This window comes from Flavobacterium solisilvae (genome assembly GCF_012911605.1).
GTDB lineage: Bacteria > Bacteroidota > Bacteroidia > Flavobacteriales > Flavobacteriaceae > Flavobacterium > Flavobacterium solisilvae.
In genome coordinates this window covers 171,986-187,926 of sequence record NZ_JAAMPT010000208.1, presented here as the reverse complement: position 1 = coordinate 187,926, position 15,941 = coordinate 171,986, and the positions used below count along the sequence as shown (strand labels likewise).

At 31.2% G+C, this 15,941-nt stretch carries 14 protein-coding genes and 1 tRNA gene; 5 read left to right on the top strand and 10 right to left on the bottom strand.

The genetic code is table 11. The features are described from left to right. Positions 1 to 181 precede the first annotated feature (181 nt). Both ybeY and G6042_RS11180 read right to left on the bottom strand, forming a co-directional pair. Positions 182 to 601, bottom strand: coding sequence for an rRNA maturation RNase YbeY (ybeY, locus tag G6042_RS11185; RefSeq protein WP_169524520.1), 420 nt, complete (start codon positions 599 to 601; stop codon positions 182 to 184). Then, positions 594 to 4,019, bottom strand: a complete 3,426-nt coding sequence (locus G6042_RS11180; protein WP_169524519.1) for a DUF4175 family protein — start codon at positions 4,017 to 4,019, stop codon at positions 594 to 596. Before G6042_RS11180 ends, ybeY begins: the two co-directional genes overlap by 8 nt. Before the next feature lie 241 nt (positions 4,020 to 4,260). Between G6042_RS11180 and gltX the strand changes: the two genes are divergently transcribed. Continuing rightward, positions 4,261 to 5,793 (top strand): glutamate--tRNA ligase, encoded by a 1,533-nt coding sequence (gene gltX / locus G6042_RS11175; protein WP_169524518.1) that lies wholly within the window; start codon positions 4,261 to 4,263, stop codon positions 5,791 to 5,793. A 73-nt stretch (positions 5,794 to 5,866) separates the two neighbouring features. Here gltX and G6042_RS11170 read toward each other — a convergent pair whose 3' ends face one another. Further along, positions 5,867 to 6,511 (bottom strand): PorT family protein, encoded by a 645-nt coding sequence (locus G6042_RS11170; RefSeq protein WP_169524517.1) that lies wholly within the window; start codon positions 6,509 to 6,511, stop codon positions 5,867 to 5,869. A 79-nt stretch (positions 6,512 to 6,590) separates the two neighbouring features. On the opposite strand from G6042_RS11170, the gene G6042_RS11165 reads away from it, so the two are divergent. Next, positions 6,591 to 7,574, top strand: coding sequence for an SPFH domain-containing protein (locus G6042_RS11165; protein WP_169524516.1), 984 nt, complete (start codon positions 6,591 to 6,593; stop codon positions 7,572 to 7,574). A 32-nt stretch (positions 7,575 to 7,606) separates the two neighbouring features. Here the strand turns inward: G6042_RS11165 and G6042_RS11160 are convergent, their stop codons facing one another. From G6042_RS11160 to G6042_RS11145, 4 genes are all read right to left on the bottom strand, one after another. After that, entirely contained in the window at positions 7,607 to 7,861 is a 255-nt protein-coding gene (locus G6042_RS11160) for a DUF6327 family protein (protein ID WP_169524515.1), read from the bottom strand. A 2-nt stretch (positions 7,862 to 7,863) separates the two neighbouring features. Continuing rightward, positions 7,864 to 8,220 (bottom strand): competence protein, encoded by a 357-nt coding sequence (locus tag G6042_RS11155; RefSeq protein WP_169524514.1) that lies wholly within the window; start codon positions 8,218 to 8,220, stop codon positions 7,864 to 7,866. After that, positions 8,220 to 8,516, bottom strand: a complete 297-nt coding sequence (locus G6042_RS11150; RefSeq protein ID WP_169524513.1) for a YtxH domain-containing protein — start codon at positions 8,514 to 8,516, stop codon at positions 8,220 to 8,222. The genes G6042_RS11155 and G6042_RS11150 overlap by 1 nt, the downstream gene beginning before the upstream one ends. Before the next feature lie 283 nt (positions 8,517 to 8,799). Further along, positions 8,800 to 10,485 (bottom strand): glutamine--tRNA ligase/YqeY domain fusion protein, encoded by a 1,686-nt coding sequence (locus tag G6042_RS11145; RefSeq protein WP_169524512.1) that lies wholly within the window; start codon positions 10,483 to 10,485, stop codon positions 8,800 to 8,802. 116 nt (positions 10,486 to 10,601) lie between these two features. Here G6042_RS11145 and folB point away from each other — a divergent pair, with 116 nt between their 5' ends. After that, positions 10,602 to 10,961, top strand: a complete 360-nt coding sequence (folB, locus tag G6042_RS11140) for a dihydroneopterin aldolase (protein WP_169524511.1) — start codon at positions 10,602 to 10,604, stop codon at positions 10,959 to 10,961. A gap of 54 nt (positions 10,962 to 11,015) precedes the next feature. After that, positions 11,016 to 11,086 (top strand) — tRNA-Cys (locus tag G6042_RS11135). Between the two features lie 182 nt (positions 11,087 to 11,268). Here G6042_RS11135 and G6042_RS11130 read toward each other — a convergent pair. The 3 genes from G6042_RS11130 to rnr form a co-directional block, all read right to left on the bottom strand. Further along, positions 11,269 to 11,955 carry a LysE family translocator gene (locus G6042_RS11130; protein ID WP_169524729.1) on the bottom strand — a complete coding sequence of 229 codons (687 nt, stop codon included), beginning with the start codon at positions 11,953 to 11,955 and terminating at the stop codon, positions 11,269 to 11,271. A 111-nt stretch (positions 11,956 to 12,066) separates the two neighbouring features. After that, complete coding sequence (locus G6042_RS11125; RefSeq protein WP_169524510.1) at positions 12,067 to 12,732, bottom strand: head GIN domain-containing protein; 666 nt, start codon at positions 12,730 to 12,732, stop codon at positions 12,067 to 12,069. A gap of 182 nt (positions 12,733 to 12,914) precedes the next feature. After that, positions 12,915 to 15,095 carry a ribonuclease R gene (gene rnr, locus G6042_RS11120; RefSeq protein ID WP_169524509.1) on the bottom strand — a complete coding sequence of 727 codons (2,181 nt, stop codon included), beginning with the start codon at positions 15,093 to 15,095 and terminating at the stop codon, positions 12,915 to 12,917. 111 nt (positions 15,096 to 15,206) lie between these two features. Here rnr and G6042_RS11115 point away from each other — a divergent pair, with 111 nt between their 5' ends. Continuing rightward, complete coding sequence (locus G6042_RS11115) at positions 15,207 to 15,440, top strand: DUF2007 domain-containing protein (RefSeq protein ID WP_169524508.1); 234 nt, start codon at positions 15,207 to 15,209, stop codon at positions 15,438 to 15,440. The last annotated feature ends 501 nt before the right edge of the window (positions 15,441 to 15,941 follow it).

Sequence of the window (15,941 nt, the reverse complement as noted above, 5' to 3'; positions counted from 1 at the left end):
ACATTCAAAAACTCAACCAAGTTTTTCTTTTAGCCCCGATTGAAGTGAAAATCCTGACATTGCAAAAAAACAAGTTTAATGTGATTGATTTATTTCTCGCAATGACAGATTGAAACGAAAAGCGGGAAAGACGACAACAAAAAATCCGAACCGTTTAGCTTCAAATTTTTCAGTTGTTTAATCAATGTTTCACGTGGAACATTTTAATTTTTTCGTCTTCCTTTTGTCGCATCAATTTTTCATCACTTTCGGATTTATCTTTATAACCACAATAATGCAAAATACCATGAACTAAAACTCTTTTTAATTCTTCTTCAAAAGAAACGTTGAAATCTAGAGCATTTTCCTTCACTCTGTCGATAGAAATGAAAATATCACCGTGTAAATCGTTTCCTATAGAATAATCGAAGCTAATAATGTCAGTTAACGTGTCGTGATCGAGATACTGCTGGTTGATTTCGAGCAAATAATCGTCGTCACAAAATATATAATTAATTTCGCCTTCAGTTTTGTTTTCAGAAGTGATTACTTCTGAAAGCCAATCTTCGTATACTTGCTCGTTTTCGAGAGCAAAATCTAATTCGTAATTAAAACTAATCATTGGTTTTAAAATATTCTTGAACCTTTTGGTTAAAATTGGAGCGCAAAGGTAAGCTTTGTCTATTTAAAATTTCAATACTATTCAAATATTCTTGCAAACGCGCCGGTAACGCATTGGTTTGATTGTTGAACTCTTTTTTGTTAGTTTCGGACTGACGCTTTTTATCTTCGCCTTGTTCTTGAATTGCTTTTTCGAGTTTTAATAATTCGTATTTCAAATTCAGTGCTTTTTGTATCACTTCGTTATTGAAACCTTTGTTCAACAATTGTTTCTCGATTTGCTTCATTTGATTTAATGCGTTTTGACCGCTTCCGCCAAGACCTTGTTTATTCAATTCTTTTTGCAACGCCTCACGAAGTTGTTGTTGTTCTTTGTAAATCTCCATTATTTGTTGAGCATTTCCTTCTCCATCTTCGCCATTTTCACCATCACGATTTCCTTGAGAATTTCCGTTTCCGCCACCTTGTCCGCTTTTACCATTTTTGCCGTTCTTACCTGAACCTTCTTTACCCGATTTTCCATCTTTACCAGAACTTCCTTCTTTTTGACCTTGACTTCCGCCATCTTTTTCACCTTGTTCGCCTTCTTCACCTTCGCCAGGTTTCTCACCTTTCTTTTGACCTTTCTTCATCTTTTCACCCAAGCTTTGTTGCTTTTGAATAATATCTGGTAATTGCATTTCGCCTTGACCTTGACCTGGTTTTGGTTTGCCCATACCTGAACCCGACATTTGCATTTGGTTTTGCATACTGTTTAAAATATCGCTCAACATATCAGCCAATTTATTAGATGCAGAAACCGAATAACGTTGATGCGAATTTCCTTTTGAAATATTCATCTCAACTAAATTTTCAAGTGCTTTATCAACATTGTACTGAACGTTCCCAATTTCTGTTGTGATGTTTTCGGCAATTTTTGGATTACGCAAAGACATTGCAAATAAACTGTCGTCAACATGCTTGAACTGTTGTTTTAAATCTTGCTGTTTTTTTAGATTTTTATTGAACGATGGCGAACCTCTTTTCAACCCTTTAAATTGGTTCATCACATCTTCCTGAGAAAACGAATAGGCCAAAAGATTATCCAAAATTTGACGCAACATGGCAATATCTTCATCCATTTGTTCCTTTTCAGCACCAGCCATCATCTCCATCATGTCTTGGCTCATTTGCTTCATTTTCTTAGATGCGTTTTTTTGCTTTGGTTTTGCTTTATCCTTTTGCTGTTTTTGTAATTGGTCTTTGGCAGAATTCAAATCTTCTTTGATACTTTTTTCTTTCTCTTCCGTTTTAGGCAAATCCATTGGAGATTTCAAGTCTTTATTTTCTTTCTCTAATTCATCTAATTCCTTTTGAAGTTCATCAAATTCCTTATTGATTTCGTCTTGCTTATCGGTTATATTTTCGTTAGTTTTTTCAGAAAGCTTCTCTTGCTTCTCAGCCAATTTATTTAACTTGTCAGCGATTTGTTGTGTTTTCTTTTCCACATAATAACGCTTCGTTAATTCGACCAATTGCTCTAAACTCTTCTTTTGGTTTTTGCTGTTTTGCTGAAACTTTTCCATTTTATCGAAAAGTTCATCTTTGCTGATTTTCTCATTCAGTTTTTGAAGTTCATCCAAAAGCTTTTGATTTTTCTCCAATTCCTTTTGCGACTTTTCTAAACGTTCTTGAAGCAATTCTTTTTTCTCGTCTTTTTTATCTGATTTGAATTGTTCCAAATTGTCCTTCATCTTCTCTGAAAACTCCTTCATCAATTCGTCTTGTTGCTTTTGACGTTGGATGAAGTCGTTTACCTTTTGTTGGTCTTTATATTCGAGATTATCTTTCTCCTTACCCATTTTTTTCAACTTATCCATTTCAGAAAGTTGCTTTTCTTGCGATTTTAAAGATTTGGCCAACGAATTAATATTATCGTTTTGTTGCTTTAGAATTTCATCTTCCTTTTCTGTTTCGGTTGCAATTCTATCACTGAAAACTGTTGACTTGGTGCTTTTAAAATTATGAACGGCATCGTTATCAAAAATCTCAAAGTAATATTCATAGTTCACGCCTTCTTCAACCGGAAGATTTGCTGGAAAAGCAAATACAAATTGGTCGTAAATATCTTTCTTAACAGCAATTGTTCCACGCTTGGCATTGCTTGGCAAATCTTTAGGATAATAGACTATTTGCAGCTTCGATAAGCCATAATCGTCTGAAACTTGACCTAAGACATAGTTTTTACCAATTTTCAAGCTATCAGGCGCATTATTCACCGTTATTGTTGGAAATTGATCTTTGATAACAGAAATCTGATAGTTTAGTTTTTCGTAATTCTGAACTTTGTTATTTGATGTTAGTATTTGATATTCAGTATTTTGAAGAATATTTTTTGAAAAAGAGAACAGATTGTCATTTTTAGCGAATGTTTGCTTTCCGTTAGTATCAAGCCAATCCACTTTTTGCGTTGCCAATGTGTTCATTCGCCAAGTCACTTTTGTACCTTCGGGAATTATAGCATTTCCTGTTCCTTTAATCGTTTCCGACTTTTTATTGAGATAACTTGGGAAATTTAGAACCATTTCAAAATTAGCAATCGACGGAACTGTGATTACTTTCAATTCATAATCGTGAGACGAAACTTCATTGGCTTCAAAATGAAATTCAGTGTCTTCTGTAAGCTTCGGAATAACAAACTGAAATTCATCGGCATTGATTTTTTCCATAAAATAACTTTCGTTACCAATGAAAATCATCGTGTTTTCGGGAACGATTTTACCAACGGTTTTCACTTTTACCAAAAAATCTTTGTTTTGTTCGGTTTGCAAAACTGAATTCAGAAGCTGAAATTCAAATGGCGCTGGCGGAAGAAATTGTTGTTTGTAATTGACAACTCTATTTAAACTTTGCGTAATCAAATTACTATTACCAGAAATGTAGAAAAAAGCGAAAAACAAAATCGGGATAATCGCCAAAGGCAAATATTTTTTGTTCTTGCCAAAATTAACGGCATTACTAAAAGGAATTGGCTGAAGCGTATTTGCCTTTTGGTCGATTGATGCTAAAAGTAATTCTGATTTATTCTTATCTTGAGAAAGTTGCAAAAAATTAGTCAGCTTATCGCCTACTTCACTGAAATGATTTCCAATAATTTTTGACGCTTCATTATAATCGATTCCCTTTTGGAGTTTGAACAATTTGAATAATGGAAAAAGGATAAATCGCAATAAAAGAAAAAGTTCCACGGCAATAAACGACCAAAACAAAATGGTTCTGGCTGTTGGTTTTAGCCAAAGAAAATATTCCACAAAAAGTGTAAACAAAAAGTATAGCAATCCAATTCCAACGAAGAAAATTGTTCCACGAAGTAATTCATTGGTGTAAAACTTTTTGATGAAAGCTTCCAGTTTGTCGTAAATAATGCCCGATTTGTTCAAAATTTCTACTCTTTTGTTAATAACCGATAAATGTACAATTTTTCCCGAATATCAAAGCGTTAAAAAAAAGTCAAATTCAATCTCAAAAAACAACTTCAAAAAGCAACTTCAAAAAACAACTTCAAAAAGCAACTTCAAAAGTCAATTTCAAAAAGCAATTTTAAAAAGCTATCTTAAAAACTTCTGACTTCTGACTTCTGACTTCTAACTTCTGTTTATCTTTGCCAAAAATTTAATAAAAATGTCAAGACCTGTTAGAGTTCGTTTTGCTCCAAGTCCAACTGGACCATTGCATATTGGTGGCGTTAGAACCGCTTTATTCAATTATTTATTTGCTAAAAAACATAACGGTACATTCTATCTGAGAATTGAAGATACCGACCAAAATCGATTTGTACCTGGAGCTGAAGAATATATTTTTGAAGCGTTGGAATGGCTTGGAATTGCTCCAAGTGAAACGATTGGGAAAAACGAAAAATTTGGTCCATATCGTCAAAGCGAAAGAAAACATTTGTATAAGCAATATGCTGATCAATTAATTCAAAATGGTTGGGCTTATTATGCTTTTGATACAAACCAACAACTTGAGTTTAGAAGAAATATGGCCGAAGCAAGTGGTAGCAATTTTATTTACAATTGGCAAACCAGAAATTTACTTGATAATTCATTAAATCTCTCTGAAAAAGATGCTTTAGGTATTAGAAAAGATCCAAAAACAAGAATCTCAGAAGGAGAAGAATATGTAATTAGATTTAAAACGCCTGTGAATGAAATTTTAGAATTAAAAGACATCATTCGTGGTAATATAAAATTTGACACCAATTTATTAGACGATAAAGTTTTGTTTAAATCTGACGGAATGCCAACATATCATTTAGCGAATATTGTGGATGATCATTTGATGGAAACGTCGCATGTTATTCGTGGAGAAGAATGGTTGCCAAGTTTACCGTTACATCATTTATTATACAAAGCATTTGGTTGGGAAGCACCGGAATTTGCTCATTTACCATTGATTTTAAAACCAATCGGAAACGGAAAATTATCCAAACGCGATGGCGATAAAATGGGATTTCCAGTGTTTCCTCTAGAATGGAAAACCGACGAAGGAATTTCGTCTGGATATAGAGAAAACGGATTTTTCCCGGAAGCTGTTGTTAATTTTTTGGCATTATTAGGATGGAATGACGGAACTGATCAAGAGATATTTTCATTGGAAGAACTTTGTGAAAAATTCGATTTAAACAGAGTTCATAAAGCTGGAGCAAAATTTGATCCAGAAAAAAATAAATGGTTTAATCATCAGTATTTGCAAAAGCAAAGCGATGAAAGTTTGGCAGAAGCGTTTGAAAAAAATGTAATTGAGAAAAATGGCAAGTGTGATTTCTCCTTCGTCGAAATGACAAAAATCGTTTCCTTGATAAAAGAACGTGCTAATTTTGTTTCTGAATTTTGGAATTTAGCAGATTATTTCTTTGTTGCGCCAACATCTTATGATGAAAAAGCAACAAAAAATTGGAAAGAAGAAACGCCAGGATTAATGCAACAATTAATTTCAGTTTTGTCAACTATTGAAGATTTTACATCAGTAACTATTGAAACTATTGTAAAAGACTGGATGACACAAAACGAAATTGGAATGGGTAAAGTAATGCAACCTTTTCGTTTGAGTTTAGTTGGTGCTTTAAAAGGTCCGCATCTTTTTGATATTGTAGAATTAATCGGAAAAGAAGAAACCATCAAGCGATTGGAAAAAGCGATTGCTAGTTTATAGTTAGCTTTTTAAAAATTTTACCGCAAATTCGCAAATTAAGATAAATCAATTTGTGAATTTGCGGTTTATTTTTTTACAAATTAATAATCACTTGACCATTTATACATCCAAGGTTTCCTTTGAATTTATCACCGTTATTCAAGAGTTTTAAAGCATCGTCTTTGTTGAGTTTGTTCAGAATGTTGGTAAATCCGTATTCGTAGAAAAGAACTGCTCTAATTGTTCTACTTCCAGCAGAAACACCAAGGTAAAAGTTTCCGCTTACGGTAGAAATATCTGCAATTTGGTCTGCTTGTAACAATGTTCCTTTTAGAATTTTATTTTCATCAGAAGTTGCTACTTTCATTTTCCCGTTTACTTGTAAAACTGGTCCAAAATCAAGCGAAACATGGTCTTCCACTACATTATAACTTAATAATAATCGAACTTTTACACCTTGAAGATTGTATTTAATTTTTTCATTAAAATTAGATTCCAATGAAAAATTATTAGAAAAAAACTGCATGCCATAAATCATACTCCAATTATTGTAGTAATTTCCACGAACCGAAAGTCCGCCAGCAAAACATAATTCAGGATTGGCAGTAAAATTATCTGTAAATAAAGTTGTTTGAGAAACTCCTGCAGAAATACCAATTCTATTTCCGTCTCTGTAACCATATTGGCTGTAACCTATTGTTGAAACTAGCAATAAAAGGATACTAATTTTTTTGTTCATAAAATGATAACTGTTAATTTGTAACAAACATACATTTTTATCGTACAATAACTAATATAACCAATTAAAAAATATAAATATGGTAATTTTTATTGTCTTTATGGTCTTCGGGCTGTTTTTATTATTTGCTTCATTCTTTACAGTAAAGCAACAAAGTTCAGTTGTCGTTGAGCGTTTTGGAAAATTTCACAGTATTCGAAACTCGGGTTTACAACTTAAAATTCCTGTTATCGATAGTATTTCTGGAAGAGTTAATTTAAGAATTCAGCAACTTGACGTTGTTATCGAAACCAAAACAAAAGATAACGTGTTTATCAAAATGAAAGTTTCAGTACAGTTTAAAGTTATTCAGGAGAAAGTTTACGAAGCATTTTATAAACTAGAATATCCGCATGACCAAATCACTTCATATGTATTTGACGTAGTTCGTGCAGAGGTTCCAAAACTGATTTTGGATGATGTTTTTGTTAGAAAAGACGATATTGCTATTGCTGTAAAACGTGAGTTAAACGATGCGATGACAACTTATGGATATGATATAATCAATACTTTAGTAACCGATATTGATCCTGATATTCAAGTAAAAAATGCGATGAATAGAATTAACGCTGCCGATAGAGAAAAAACAGCTGCTGAATTTGAATCGGAAGCTCAAAGAATTAGAATTGTTGCAAAAGCTAAAGCCGAAGCCGAAAGTAAAAAACTTCAAGGTCAAGGTATTGCTGATCAAAGACGTGAAATTGCTCGCGGATTGGTAGAAAGTGTTGAAGTGTTGAACAATGTTGGAATTAATTCGCAAGAAGCTTCGGCATTGATTGTAGTAACGCAACATTATGATACATTACAAGCGATTGGTGCTGATACTAATTCTAACTTGATTTTGTTACCTAATTCACCTCAAGCCGGAAGTGATATGTTAAACAATATGGTGGCAAGTTTCACGGCAAGTAACCAAATTGGTGAAACCATTAAAAATCAACCAAAACGAGTTAAATCTAAAAACGATCATACTTCTACTGATTACAATCCGAATGATACAAGTAATCCAACTGAAGAAGTTTAAGATTTTATTTATATCAGAAAAAAAAAAGAGGCTTAATCGCCTCTTTTTCTATTTATTAACCAATTAATTAGATAAGGAATTGCTATTCGTAAAACCGTTCCTAATGTTCCTGAAAAAGTGTTTTTGAATAATTTTCCAGCAAACGAAACGGAGTTTGAAGGTGAAAAATCATCTTTTATTTTTTCAACACTTAATTGAACTTTTTTATACTGAATTTCTCTTTCAAGCTTCAATATTTCTAAATCTCGGTCGATTTCGGCATACGAAGTATATTTTTTAGTTTCCATATTTAATCATTGTCATTAAAAAATATTTCGGAGAATTTTTCCAAAATCGTACCTTCTACAATTTTGTCTTTTACCAAATAAATTAATATTGCCAAAACCAAATAAATTCCGGCAATACTAAGAAAACCAAGTACATAACTGTCTAAAATTTCACCTAAAAACAAAGCTCCGGCAACCGAAACAAACAACAGAAAAATAGTTAAACAAATGGCTATCAAGAAAAACTTGAGTACCATTGTTGTAGATTTCATGGCAACTTTAAAACCCCAAAGTTTGTAGTAAGCCAAACTGGTTTCTACATAAGCTTTAGCATTTTCCTGAATATCGTTTACATTGTCTTTTAACTCTTCAAAAGGCATTATTTCTGCAATTTGGCATTTTGTTTTTTAAGCTCGGCCAATTTCTCTTCCAAAAAAGTAATTGCTTCTTCAGCTTTATAACTTGATTTTGAAAGTAAGTTATCAACGGCTTCTTTTAGTTCTTCTTTGGAACCCGAAAATTTTTCTTTGGCTTCATCTTTCAAATCATCAAAACCTGTTTTAATTTTTACTCTCGTTTTTGAACCTTTATCCGGAGCAAATAAAATTCCGAGTCCAACTCCTATTGCTGCACCAGCTAAAAGTGCCAAAATGCTTTCACTATTTCTTCCTGACATAACTTTGAATTTTAAATTTTACTAAAGTTAATAAAAAAATATAATTTTTGCTGTTAAGATGTCGTTAAAGAGTAAAAATTGATTTTAAAGCCAAATAAAAGAACTTTATAAAATTTATGTAAAAACACTTTAACGATTTTTAAAAATCAATTACATCCAAAATATGAAAGTCACTTTTAATAGTTTATAAAAATGATTTTTAAAAAATAATCATAAATATCTATAATAGAAAAATCCCTAAAAATTTAGGGATTTTGATTTATAAAACTTATAGTTTACTTTTTTATTCTTTACTTTCAATTTTTGCCCAAGTATCTCTCAAACCAACTGTTTTGTTAAAAACTAAGTTGGAAGCAGATGAATCTTTGTCAACACAAAAATATCCTAAACGTTGAAATTGAAATTGGTCTAAATCTTTAGCCGATTGCAAACTTGGTTCAACATATCCGGTAATAATTTCTAAAGAATTTGGATTGATAAATTCTTTAAAATCAATTTCTTTGTTTCCATCCGGATTTTCATTGGTAAATAAGCGATCATATACACGAACTTCAGCCGGAATAGCATGATTTATTGAAACCCAATGAATGGTTCCTTTTACTTTTCGTTGTGAAGCTTCGGTTCCACTACCCGATTTAGAATCAACATCATACGTACAATGAATTTCGGTAATATTTCCGTTTTCATCTTTGATAACACTTTCACCTTTAATGATATACGCATTTTTTAAACGTACTTCTGTTCCTAATGTCAATCGGAAAAATTTCTTGTTTGCTTCTTCTTGAAAATCTTCTCTTTCAATATATAATTCCTTAGAAAAAGGTACTTTTCTGTACGTCATTACTTCTTCTTCCGGATTGTTTTCGGCTTCAAGCCATTCTTCTTGACCATCAGGATAATTAGTAATTACCAATTTCACCGGATTTAAAACTGCCATAACTCTTGGCGCTGTTTTGTTCAATTCTTCACGAACGCAAAATTCTAAAAGTGAAACATCAATCAAGTTAGTTCGTTTTGCAATACCAATAGTTTTAGCAAAATTACGAATTGCCATTGGCGGATAACCTCTACGACGCATTCCTGAAATCGTACTCATTCGTGGATCATCCCAACCGTTAACATGCTTTTCTTCAACTAATTGTAATAATTTTCGTTTAGAAACTACGGTATGAGAAAGATTTCTTCGAGCAAATTCTCTTTGCTTTGGACGAACTTTTGTATCATCATAAACTTGATCTAAAAACCAATCATATAATTCTCTGTGAGGCAAAAATTCAAGTGTACAAAACGAGTGCGAAATTTGTTCCAAATAATCACTTTCGCCATGTGCCCAATCATACATTGGATAAATACACCAATCATTTCCTGTTCTATGATGGTGTTTCTTCAAAATACGATACATAATTGGATCACGCATCAACATATTGTTGTGTGACATATCAATTTTAGCACGTAAAATATGTGTTCCTTCTTCAAATTCGCCGTTTTTCATGCGTTCAAAAAGGTCTAAATTTTCTTCAACAGAACGATTTCTATAAGGTGAATCGGTTCCAACTTGCGTTGGCGTTCCTTTTTGTTTTGCCATTTCTTCAGAAGATTGGCTATCAACATAGGCTTTTCCTTTCTTGATAAATTCAACAGCCCAATCGTATAATTGTTGGAAATAATCGGAAGCATAACATTCGTTTGCCCATTTATAACCCATCCATTCTATGTCTTTTTTGATAGCATCAACATATTCCTGTTCTTCTTTAGCTGGATTGGTATCGTCAAAACGTAAATTTACAGGTGACTGATAATCAATTCCTAAACCAAAATTTAAACAAATTGCACTAGCATGACCAACGTGTAAATAACCGTTTGGCTCCGGCGGAAAACGAAAACGCAGCTTATCATTTGATAAACCATTTTTCAAATCTTCCTCGATAATTTGTTCTAAGAAATTCAGTGATTTTTCTTCTGTTGACATAGATATTTTGTAATTTTAGCAAAGATAAAAAAGTTTACAGTTTTCGGTTTACAGTTTATAGTTTTCTTTTATAAACTTGTAATTGAGACTGAAAACTGAGACTGAAAACTAAAAAAATGGGAACAATTAAACTACAAAACATACGAACTTTTTCATTTCATGGTTGTTTGGAAGAAGAAGGAAGAATAGGTTCAGACTATCGCGTTGATCTTGAAATTAAAACCGATTTGAGAAAATCTGCATTATCAGACGAGTTAAAAGATACCGTTGATTATGTGCTTTTAAACAAAATTGTGGAAGAAGAAATGGCAATTCGTTCTAAATTATTAGAACATGTTGCGCATCGAATTATAAAAAGAATTTTTGATGAAATACCTTCTGTTTCTAGAATTCTATTAGCGGTTTCAAAACTAAATCCACCAATCGGAGGTGATGTTGAAGCAGTTACTATTGAAATGGAAGAATATCGAAATTAATTTTTAATTTTTAATTATTAATTATTAATTGTTTTATATATTTGCCGTCCAACTGGCATCGTGGCCGAGCGGCTAGGCACCGGTCTGCAAAACCGTATACTCCGGTTCGAATCCGGACGATGCCTCAAAAACCTTCTAAGAAATTAGGAGGTTTTTTTTGTTTTTAATTTTTAGTAAAAATTAATTAAAGTTAAATATTTAGCTGTAAAATTGTCATTCTGAGGAACGAAGAATCTCATTTACTAAGTAATTTTGATTTTAAAATAATGATAAGATTCCTCCTTCGTCGGAATGACAAAAAAAAATATTATTTCTTCTGTTCTAAGTTTTCAAAAGCAGAATTTACAATCTTTCTTTCTTGTGGAAACCAAGCTTGTGATAGTAAAACTACACCACAAATAATCAAAACAATACTGATAAATTTTTTGATTAAAAGAATGTTTTTTGGGTTTAATTTATTACGTAATTGTTTAGCTAACAATATTTTAAAAATATCAGTAATAAAATAACTAACAATTAATGTAGAGAAAAAAGTAATCATTCGAGATGCTTTTAACTCCAATTGTGGACCAATTGTAATTAGAATTGCCAACCAAAACCCAAGTACTCCGATATTGATAAAATTCAGGAAAAAACCTTTGATAAAAAGTGAAAAATAATTAGTTTTTGCTAATTCTTTCGGGTCAATTTCATCTAAGCTTTTCTTTGATTCTTTTTTATTTTTAACAAATGAAATAATACCATAAGTAAGCATAACTAATCCACCAAAAATAAACAATGCTGGATCATCTTTTATACTTTGTATCAATCGATAACTACTAAAAAAAGCTATTAAAATAAATACAATATCAGCAAAAACAACTCCTAAATCAAAGACAACTGCAGCTCTAAATCCTTTTACTACACTGGTTTCCAGTAGTACAAAAAACACCGGACCAATCATAAAACTAAGTAGAAAACCAAGCGGAATGGCAGATAAAATATCGTTTAATATCAAGTGACTGTTATTTAGTAATTAGTAAAAAGTGGTTAGTGAATAGCAAATTTAATGTAAAAACAAAATTAAAAAAACTATTTACTAATCACTAATTACTCTTTAGTTATCTTATTTTGCTTCTGAAATATTTCCGCCAGCAACAACTTTTTGGTTAATTTGTTTAGGTTTTCCATAAATGGAAATATCACCACCAGCACGGACTTTTGCATCAACAAAATCGCTTGCAAAAATATCGGCTTCACCACCAGCATTTGCAGTAATAGTAGTTTGATTTGTCTTTAAATCTTTACCATCATAAATTCCGCCTGAATTAGCTAAAACATCTTGATTTACAGCATTTCCTGTAACTTCAATTTTTGAACCGTTTGCCACTCTGGCTGTTAATTTTTGAACATCAAGTTTCAATTTTACTTCTGAACCTTCTTTTACTTTTATATCGAATGCAACAGTTTTGATTTCATCGCCACAAGCAATTCTTGAACCTTCATTAGCTTCAACAGCTTCGATATTTTTATAATAAAGTGTTACCGAAATATTATCACCTTTCAGCATTTTACTTAAAGGCATTCTGATTTTTAATTCGCCGTTTTTATTCACAAATTCCACTTCGTTTGCTCCTTTTCCATCGATTACAGCTTTATTTTCATTGCTTTTAACCAAGAAAACATCTATTTGATCAAATGAAGTAACTTTAATAAAATCACCCACATTTTTTTCTGTTTGTCCAAATGCTATTGAACTGAATACTAATAAACTATAAATTATTTTTTTCATTATTTTTTTTATTTAGGTAGATTATAAATACAAAAATTAAAATAAAGATTACATTAGTTATCTTAAATCTATCATGTATATATTCTGGAATTTTATGACTTGATGCTCCATATAAAAACCATAAAAAATTGATAACTAAAAACAAAATTACCAATGTAATAATTCCAACTATTTTATACCACTTACTCATTTCTTCTAATAAAGTGAAAATCTAGTTGTTTTTTAACTAAATCGGCACTTTTTACTTTTACAAAAACTTCATCTCCAAGTTGTAAAATACTTTGAGTTGCTTGACCAACTAAAGCATATTGTTTTTCATCAAACGTGTAATAATCTTCTTTTATTTCACGAATTCGAACCATTCCTTCACATTTATTTTCAACGATTTCAACATAAATTCCCCATTCGGTTACACCAGAAATTACACCTAAAAACTCCTGATCTTTATGATCTTGCATGTATTTTACTTGCATGTATTTTATTGAATCTCTTTCGGCTTGTGCAGCTAAACCTTCCATATCACTAGAATGAGCACATTTTTCTTCGTAAATTTCAGCATCAGCAGATTTTCCTCCATCTAAGTAAAATTGTAATAATCTATGAACCATTACATCTGGATATCTTCGAATTGGCGATGTAAAATGACTGTAATAATCAAATGCTAATCCATAATGACCAATATTATCTGTAGAATATTTAGCTTTACTCATACTTCGAATAGTTAATGTATCAACTAAATTTTGCTCTTTTTTACCGTTTACTTCATTCAATAAATTATTCAACGATTTTGAAATATCTTGTTTGGATTTCATATTGATGGAATATCCAAATTTCGAAATAACCGTTTGAAGGTTAATTAACTTATCTTCATTAGGTTCATCGTGAATTCTATACACAAAAGTTTTCTTTTGCTTCCCAATAAATTCAGCCACTTTTCTATTGGCTAAAAGCATAAATTCTTCAATCAAATGATTAGCATCTTTAGAAACTTTAAAGAAAACTCCAACAGGTTCGGCATTTTCATCCAAATTGAATTTGACTTCTACTTTATCAAATGAAATTGCACCAGCTGACATTCTTTTTCTACGAAGAATTTTAGCCAATTCATCCAGTTTTAAAGTAGCTTCAACTATTGGTTTTGGAACTTGATATTTGCTTCCAGTAAGTGAAATTTCAGCCGGAATAACGTCCGATTTTGTCTCAATTATACTTTGTGCTTCTTCATAAGCAAATCGTTGATCAGAATAAATCACAGTTCGACCAAACCATTGATTGACAACTTCAGCTTTTGGATTTAATTCAAAAACAGCCGAAAACGTATATTTTTCTTCATGTGGACGAAGTGAACAAGCAAAATTTGATAAAACTTCAGGCAACATTGGAACAACTCTGTCAACCAAATATACCGAAGTTGCTCTTTTATAAGCTTCATCGTCTAAAATTGTTCCTTCTTTCAAATAATGAGAAACATCGGCAATATGAACTCCAATTTCAAAATTTCCATTCTCTAAAACCTGAAATGACAACGCATCATCAAAATCTTTTGCATCTTTTGGATCAATGGTAAATGTCAAAACATCGCGCATATCACGTCGTTTCGCTATTTCATCGGCAGTTATCGAAGTATCAATTTTATTAGCATAAGCTTCAACTTCAATAGGAAAATCATACGGCAAACCATATTCGGCTAAAATCGCATGAATTTCGGTATTATGTTCGCCTGGTTTTCCAAGAACTTTAATCACGGAACCAAAAGGAGAATCAGCTTTTGCTGGCCAATCTTCCATTTTAACTAAAACAACATCACCATGTTCAGCATCGGCTAATTTATTTTTTGGAATAAAAATATCGGTGTACATTTTAGCATTTGCAGTGGTTACAAATCCAAAATTCTTTTGAATATCAATAACTCCAACAAATTCTTCTTTGGCACGTTCCAAAATTTCAAGCACTTCGGCTTCGGGTTTTCTAGAACTTCTTCGGTCATAAACATATGCTTTTACGGTATCGCCATCCAAAGCGTGATTTAAGTTTACAAAAGGAACAAAAACGTCATTTTCTAGTTCATCAGAAACAAAATAACCTGTTTTTCGACTGGTCATATCGATTTTTCCTTCGTAGTATTTTTGACTTGTAGCTTTAACTAAATACTTTCCTGGTTCAGTTTCTATAATCAGTTTTTGAGCCGCAAGAATTTTTAAATCTTTGATAATTTCGTTTCTACTTTTAGTATCATCCAATTCAAGAATAGCAGCTATTTGTTTATAATTGAATGGTTTATTGGCATTTTTAGATAGTATTTTAAATATCTTTTCGGAAAATGTTTTTACTTTTTTTCCAAACTTTTTAGGTTTCTTACTCATTGTATCTTTTCTATTAATGCTGAAAATTACGAAATAGTAATTAGTAATTAGTAAATAGTGAATAGTTTTAATTAAAAAATAACATTTATTATCTTTATAAAAAATCATCAAATGACAGATTTCATTACGATTGCTATCTTTAATTTTCCTCAGGAAATTGTAGTTCTAAAATCTGTTTTAGAAAACGAAGGTATTGTTCATTACTTCGAAAATGAAACGATTGTTTCAGTTGATCCTTTTGCCAGTATAGCTTTTGGCGGAATAAAATTAAAAATTCATCCAAACGATAAAGAAATTGTTCAAACCATTTTAGATAACTTAAATAACAATCTAAATATTGTTTAAAAACTGAAAGTTGTCAACATATAGTTAAAACAACAAAAAAGAATTTTAAAAAATTTAAAAAAAATGATGGTTATTATAGCGTGTTAATAGTTACAATAACTTTTCTAAAAAAATTACCTTTTAAAAGTTTTCTAAACTTATACAGAGAAATTAACAATGTAAAGAAATTGTAAAGTTCTAAAAATGAATAAAATTTTAGTTTTTATTAACAGTTGTTAACATATAAAAAACAACTAAAAATGCTAATAAGTTTAGTTGTTAATTTCTGTTGAAAACTAGGTTTTGAATGCTGATAATTTTTCTAAAAAAAGACGAAACTAAATTTGATTTTCTCAATCAAATTTTTGATTACAAATTATACCGATACAACCTAAAAAAACTTCTAATTTTCTATCCAAAGTTGTTAACAATTGATGTTAAATTAAAGTTAACTGAATATGAGATAATTACAAAACACTATTAACATACTAAAATTTTAACATTTTTTAAAAAAAACACACA

Excerpts from the sequence above, each read along its gene's own strand:
- ybeY (WP_169524520.1), bottom strand. The coding sequence starts at position 601 with ATGATTAGTTTTAATTACGAATTAGATTTTGCTCTCGAAAACGAGCAA.
- gltX (WP_169524518.1), top strand. The coding sequence starts at position 4,261 with ATGTCAAGACCTGTTAGAGTTCGTTTTGCTCCAAGTCCAACTGGACCA.
- G6042_RS11170 (WP_169524517.1), bottom strand. The coding sequence starts at position 6,511 with ATGAACAAAAAAATTAGTATCCTTTTATTGCTAGTTTCAACAATAGGT.
- G6042_RS11165 (WP_169524516.1), top strand. The coding sequence starts at position 6,591 with ATGGTAATTTTTATTGTCTTTATGGTCTTCGGGCTGTTTTTATTATTT.
- G6042_RS11160 (WP_169524515.1), bottom strand. The coding sequence starts at position 7,861 with ATGGAAACTAAAAAATATACTTCGTATGCCGAAATCGACCGAGATTTA.
- G6042_RS11155 (WP_169524514.1), bottom strand. The coding sequence starts at position 8,220 with ATGCCTTTTGAAGAGTTAAAAGACAATGTAAACGATATTCAGGAAAAT.
- G6042_RS11150 (WP_169524513.1), bottom strand. The coding sequence starts at position 8,516 with ATGTCAGGAAGAAATAGTGAAAGCATTTTGGCACTTTTAGCTGGTGCA.
- G6042_RS11145 (WP_169524512.1), bottom strand. The coding sequence starts at position 10,485 with ATGTCAACAGAAGAAAAATCACTGAATTTCTTAGAACAAATTATCGAG.
- folB (WP_169524511.1), top strand. The coding sequence starts at position 10,602 with ATGGGAACAATTAAACTACAAAACATACGAACTTTTTCATTTCATGGT.
- G6042_RS11125 (WP_169524510.1), bottom strand. The coding sequence starts at position 12,732 with ATGAAAAAAATAATTTATAGTTTATTAGTATTCAGTTCAATAGCATTT.
- rnr (WP_169524509.1), bottom strand. The coding sequence starts at position 15,095 with ATGAGTAAGAAACCTAAAAAGTTTGGAAAAAAAGTAAAAACATTTTCC.
- G6042_RS11115 (WP_169524508.1), top strand. The coding sequence starts at position 15,207 with ATGACAGATTTCATTACGATTGCTATCTTTAATTTTCCTCAGGAAATT.